This window comes from Streptomyces sp. NPDC055078 (assembly GCF_053607985.1).
In genome coordinates this window covers 1-3417 of sequence record NZ_JBSGUP010000788.1, presented here as the reverse complement: position 1 = coordinate 3417, position 3417 = coordinate 1, and the positions used below count along the sequence as shown (strand labels likewise).

The window sequence follows — 3417 nt, the reverse complement described above, 5'->3', positions numbered from 1 at the left end:
GTCCCGTCCGATGCCGGTGGCGAACCCTCCCGCCGCGTCGAACGCGGTGCGCCGGAAGGACGCGTTGCCGCCGAGCACATTGCGGACCCGCACCTTGCCGGGGGGCAGCCCCCGGTAGGTGCAGCCGACGACCCAGTCGAACTCCTCGGGAAACCAGGCCGGCCGGCGGCCGGATGCCCAGGCGGCGTCCGTCCGGCCGCCGACGGCCATCACCCGGGGGTCGTCGTACCCCTCGGCGAAGAACCGCAGCCAGTCGCGCTCGGCCACGGCGTCGTCGTCGAGGAAGGCGACGAGGTCGCCGCGGGAGGCGGCGATACCGGTGTTGCGGCCCGAGGAGAGGCCGCGGGGGCCCGCGTTCGCGAGCACCCGCACCTCCTTGCCCTCCGGGATGGTTCCGCCCAGGATGCTCTGTGCCCCGTACTCCTGGTATTCCTTGGCCAGCCGCTCCAGCAGCGCCGGATTGTGATCGACCACCAGAAGGGTCTCCAGGGCCGGGAGTGACTGATTCCACACGGAGTCGACGGCCGCGAGGATGTCCTCCCAGCGGTCTTCGGTGTAGGCGCAGATCACCACCGAGAAACGGCGGTCGCTCAAGATGTCTCTCCCCGAGGGATCCGCATGTTCAGGGTGGCTCCGCTGCGACGGCGCTCGGCACGCCGTACGCCCTTCTCCCTGAGGATCACCTTCAGGACCCTGATCCCGTCCCGTACGGCGCTGAGGTTGCTGACGCCGTGGATGCGGTTGTACTCGTGGCTGGGCACTTCCTGGACGCGCAGTCCGGCCTTGACGACCCGGATGTTCATCAGGGTCTCGATCTCGAAGCCGGTGCAGTCGAGGGTGATCTCGTCCAGGCAGTGCTTCCAGAAGGCGTTGTAGCCATAGCACAAGTCGGTGTAGCGAGCACCGAATTTGGTGTTCACGATGGAGCAGAGCACGGAGTTGCCGAGTCTGCGGATGAACGTCATGTCGTCCGTGCCGCCGCCGTTGGCGAACCGCGAGCCCTTGGCGAAGTCGGCGCCGGAGACCAGGGCCGAGACATAGGAGACGATCTCGTCGCCGTGGGCGGAGCCGTCGGCGTCGACCATCACGATGATGTCGCCGGTGCAGGCGGCGAAGCCGCTGATGAGGGCATCCCCCTTGCCCTTGCCCACCTGCTTGACGACCTTGACGTCGGGCCACAGCTCGCGCGCGACCTCCACGGTGTTGTCGGTGGAGTTCCCGTCGACCAGGACGACTTCGTGGATCCAGTCGGGCAGCGTCTTGAATACGTAAGGAAGGTTCTCCGCCTCGTTCATGGCGGGGATCACCACGCTCACCGGCGGGGCGATCGCCAGATGCGAGGAGATGGGCCGATAGGTGCCCTCTATTCGGCCGGCTTCGTCGAGCGACGCCACGGAAGGCATCGACGGATCTTGCCCCGGAGCGGCCGGGTGCAGGACTGAACTCATGGGTCTGTTTTCCCTCTCCACCGGTGAACCGCCCGCCCCCGGGCGATCCGGATGAGTGTCCGGTTTGAAAGGGGGGTTACGACTCACCCGGCCGTGCCGGAGCGGCACTCCGAACTGGCTGAGCGAGCTGAGAACTGGCCGCGCGGCCGTACGGCTCGGTGTGAGCGATACGACCGAGCACGGCACCCCCCTACCGCGCCCCGCTCCGGATCCATCGCGACGCTTGAGCCCTCCCCTAGAGCCGCCTTGCATGATGAACCATTGCGGGTGGATGTACGACGGTATTGATGTTTGGGACTGTATGGCAAGTCCCGGGCCGTGGTCTCACTTTTTACATTTTAGACACCGAATCGAGGGTCACTTGTGTGACCTTCCTGACCGGTTTCTCTTGATCTCTTTCTTCCGCGGCGAACGGCCTCGGTGCGACCGGGTCCCCAGTGCCACGAGAAAGAGTGCCGCTGTGACAGCTGTCACGGTGGCGATGCCGATGCCGACCGTCAGCAGTCCCAGTGACGACAGCACCCCGGCGATCGCCAGGTCCAGCCCGAGCGTCCCGGCCGCGGCGGCCGCCGCGCGGGTCGTGGTGTCGAGCCCGGGCAGGACCGCGTAGAGACCGCAGGCGGGTCCGGCGAACAGGAAGAAGACGGCGAACGGCGCGCGCAGTGGTGAGTCGATGTCAGCGAGCGCCAGCACTACGCCGATCCACGCGACGGTGAAGGCCACCCCCGCCAGCACAGGCAGAAAGTCCGCCCCATTGGCTGACGGTTTGTCTTGAATGCCCTGCATGGCCGACTTCGCCCCCCTGGTGCCGGATGTCGGACCTCCATGCTGCTCAGGAGCGGGGGAATTCGTCAAGCTGACCGAATTCTTTGGCATGGACACTTCCAGTGAACTCTACTGGCTGGTAGGAAAGTTGGGGCAGAGACCCTGCTAAAGGGAGGTTCCATGAAACTGTCCCGCATCAGCCGAATCGCGGCCTTCTCCTCCTCTCTCCTCGTCGGCGCCGCCCTCGCTCTCACCGGAGCGGGCCAGGCGCAGGCCACCGACCGCGCCGCCGCCGCCCTGGACTATGTGGCGCTGGGCGACTCCTACTCGTCCGGCGTCGGAGCGGGCGCGTACGACAGCGCCAGCGGCGCCTGCAAGCGCAGCGCCCGGGCCTACCCCAAGCTCTGGGCAGCCGCGCATTCACCCTCGTCGTTCGCCTTCACCGCTTGCTCGGGCGCTCGTACGGGTGATGTCACGGCCGGTCAGCTCGCCCCTCTCGGCCCGGCCACCGACCTCGTCTCCCTCACCGTGGGCGGCAATGACGCGGGCTTCGCCGACGTCATGACCACCTGCGTCCTCCAGTCCGAGGCCAAGTGCCTCAGCCGGATCGCCACGGCACGCTCCTACGTCGACACCACCCTGCCCGGCCGGCTCGACGGCGTGTACTCCGCCATCGACCGCAGGGCCCCGAACGCCGACGTCGTCGTCCTCGGCTACCCCCGCTTCTACCGGCTCGGCGGCAACTGCGTCGCCGGGCTGACCGAACGGGAACGCTCCGCGATCAACGGCGCCGCCGACCACCTCAACACCGCCATCGCCAAGCGCGCGGCCGACCACGGCTTCGACTTCGCGGATGTCGTCCCGGCCTTCACCGGACATGAGATCTGCTCCGGGTCGTCCTGGCTGCACAGCGTCAACTGGCTGAATGTGGGTGACTCATATCACCCCACGGCCGCCGGGCAGTCCCGCGGCTATCTGCCGGTCTTCGCCACGCGCGCCTGAGCCCGCCGGGGCTCCGCCCCGGACCTCCCCCTACGCCCTGCGGGCGTGTCCTCAATCGCCGGACGGGCTGAATTTGCCTGCCCGGGTGCGCATATCAAGCCTGTCCGGCGTTTGAGGACGGACGCCTGGCCCCGGGGGCTTGGGGCTTGCGGCATGGGTGCGCATATCAAGCCTGTTGGGGGTCCCCCGGACGGAGTCTGGG

4 protein-coding genes are annotated in these 3417 nt (G+C 67.8%); 1 reads left to right on the top strand and 3 read right to left on the bottom strand.

The features are described 5' to 3' along the window. From ACWF94_RS36695 to ACWF94_RS36685, 3 genes are all read right to left on the bottom strand, one after another. The coding region (locus ACWF94_RS36695) for a glycosyltransferase family 2 protein (protein WP_453498948.1) at positions 1 to 594 on the bottom strand (594 nt) is incomplete at its 3' end. Next, positions 591 to 1448 (bottom strand): glycosyltransferase family 2 protein, encoded by an 858-nt coding sequence (locus ACWF94_RS36690; RefSeq protein WP_453498946.1) that lies wholly within the window; start codon positions 1446 to 1448, stop codon positions 591 to 593. The genes ACWF94_RS36695 and ACWF94_RS36690, both read right to left, overlap by 4 nt. Before the next feature lie 357 nt (positions 1449 to 1805). Further along, positions 1806 to 2234 (bottom strand): hypothetical protein, encoded by a 429-nt coding sequence (locus tag ACWF94_RS36685; protein ID WP_453498944.1) that lies wholly within the window; start codon positions 2232 to 2234, stop codon positions 1806 to 1808. Between the two features lie 159 nt (positions 2235 to 2393). Between ACWF94_RS36685 and ACWF94_RS36680 the strand changes: the two genes are divergently transcribed. Further along, entirely contained in the window at positions 2394 to 3215 is an 822-nt protein-coding gene (locus ACWF94_RS36680) for an SGNH/GDSL hydrolase family protein (protein ID WP_453498942.1), read from the top strand. Positions 3216 to 3417 lie beyond the last annotated feature (202 nt).